The 1,879-nt window shown below is 68.7% G+C and carries 2 protein-coding genes; both read left to right on the forward strand.

Annotated features, from left to right (window positions below; translation table 11 throughout):
• The first annotated feature begins 1 nt into the window (after position 1).
• On the forward strand, positions 2 to 772 hold the full coding sequence (locus tag ARGLB_RS00045; RefSeq protein ID WP_043417527.1) for an SDR family oxidoreductase: 771 nt from the start codon (positions 2 to 4) through the stop codon (positions 770 to 772).
• Positions 772 to 1,878: an L-idonate 5-dehydrogenase gene (locus tag ARGLB_RS00050; protein ID WP_003797459.1), complete on the forward strand. Its 1,107-nt coding sequence runs from the start codon at positions 772 to 774 to the stop codon at positions 1,876 to 1,878. Before ARGLB_RS00045 ends, ARGLB_RS00050 begins: the two co-directional genes overlap by 1 nt.
• The last annotated feature ends 1 nt before the right edge of the window (position 1,879 follow it).

Consider the following 1,879-nt stretch of genomic DNA (forward strand, 5'->3'; position numbering starts at 1 on the left):
CATGACGTCACTTTTTGATTTGACCGGGCGGGTTGCGTTGGTGACTGGTTCGAGTCGGGGGATAGGTAATGCGTTGGCGCGGGCGTTGGCTGATGCGGGGGCGACGGTGGTGCTGAATGGTGTGAATGCTGAGCGGCTGAAGGCTGCCGAGGCTGTGATGGCGGCCGGGTATGCGCCGGGGCGGGTGCATGGTGTGGCGTTTGATGTCACGGATGATGCGGCGGCCGCGGCGGGTGTGGCGTGGGTGGAGGAGCATGTGGGCCCGTTGGAGGTTCTGGTGAATAATGCCGGGATCCAGCACCGGGTGCCGATGCTGGATTTGGATGTGAAGGACTGGGAGCGGGTGATTTCCACGGATCTGACCAGTGCGTTCCTGGTGGGGCGGGAGGCGGCCCGGCATATGATCCCGCGGGGGCGGGGGAAGATCATTAACATCTGTTCGGTGCAGACGGACCTGGCCCGGCCCACGATCGCGCCGTATGTTGCGGCGAAGGGCGGGTTGCGGAACCTGACCCGGGCGATGACGGCTGAGTGGGCGGGGTCGGGGCTGCAGATCAACGGGATCGCGCCGGGGTATATCCATACCGAGATGACGCAGAACCTGGTTGATGATGAGCAGTTCAATGCCTGGATTCTGGGCCGGACCCCGGCGGCGCGGTGGGGCACGGTGCAGGATTTGGCGGGTCCGGCGGTGTGGCTGGCCTCGTCCGGGTCTGATTTCGTGAACGGGCAGACGATCTTTATCGACGGCGGAATGACGGTGGTGGTCTGATGACCCAGGCAGCAGCATCAACAACAGCAGGAGCACCAACAGCAGCGGACGGCACGCATAAACTGCCGGTCTCGGGTCCGGCGGTGGTGGCGCACGGCAAGGGGGACCTGCGGGTCGAGGATATTGCCCTGCGGGCGCCGGGGCCGGATGAGGCGGTGGTGGAGGTGCTGTACGGGGGGATTTGCGGGTCGGACCTGCATTACTGGCTGCACGGCGCGGCGGGCGAGTCGGTCCTGAAGGCCCCGCTGGTCCTCGGCCATGAGATTTCCGGGCGGGTGGTCCGGGCCGCGGGGGACGGGACCGGCCCGGCGGCGGGGACGCCGGTGGCGGTGCACCCGGCCACCCCCGGGCCCGGAGACGGGACGGTGAAGTACCCGGCGGGGCGGCCGAATCTGTCGCCGGGGTGCACGTATCTGGGGTCCGCGGCGAGGTTCCCGCACACGGACGGGGCGTTCAGCCGGTACGTGAGCCTCCCGGTGCGGATGCTCCGGGCCCTGCCCGACACCCTGGATGTGCGGACCGCGGCGCTGGTCGAACCCGCGTCGGTGGCCTGGCACGCCGTTGCCCGGGCCGGGGACGTGGCCGGCAAAACCGCCCTGGTCATCGGGTCCGGCCCGATCGGGGCGTTGGCGGTCGCTGTTCTCAAACGTGCCGGCGCGGCCCGGATCGTCGCGGTGGACATGCACGCCAAACCGTTGGAGATCGCCGCGGCGGTGGGCGCGGACGAGGTCCTGAACGCGACCGACGCGGAGGCGATCGCCGCGGTCCAGGCCGACGTCGTGATCGAGTCCTCCGGGAACCACCACGGCCTGGCCTCCGCGATCCAGGGCGCGGCCCGGGGCGGGACCGTGGTCATGGTCGGGCTGCTGCCCACCGGGGCCCAGCCGGTCCTGATCTCCCTGGCCATCACCCGGGAACTGGACCTCAAAGGCTCGTTCCGGTTCAACGACGAAATCGACGAGGTCATCACCGCCCTGACCGACGGCACCCTGCACATCGGCCCGGTCATCACCCACGACTACCCCGTCACCGACGCCCTCGAAGCCTTCGACATCGCCCGCAACTCCGCCCAATCCGGCAAAGTCCTCCTCAACTTCACCGGCTAAA

This window comes from Arthrobacter globiformis NBRC 12137 (genome assembly GCF_000238915.1).
GTDB lineage: Bacteria > Actinomycetota > Actinomycetes > Actinomycetales > Micrococcaceae > Arthrobacter > Arthrobacter globiformis.

Excerpts from the sequence above, each read along its gene's own strand:
- ARGLB_RS00045 (WP_043417527.1), top strand. The coding sequence starts at position 2 with ATGACGTCACTTTTTGATTTGACCGGGCGGGTTGCGTTGGTGACTGGT.
- ARGLB_RS00050 (WP_003797459.1), top strand. The coding sequence starts at position 772 with ATGACCCAGGCAGCAGCATCAACAACAGCAGGAGCACCAACAGCAGCG.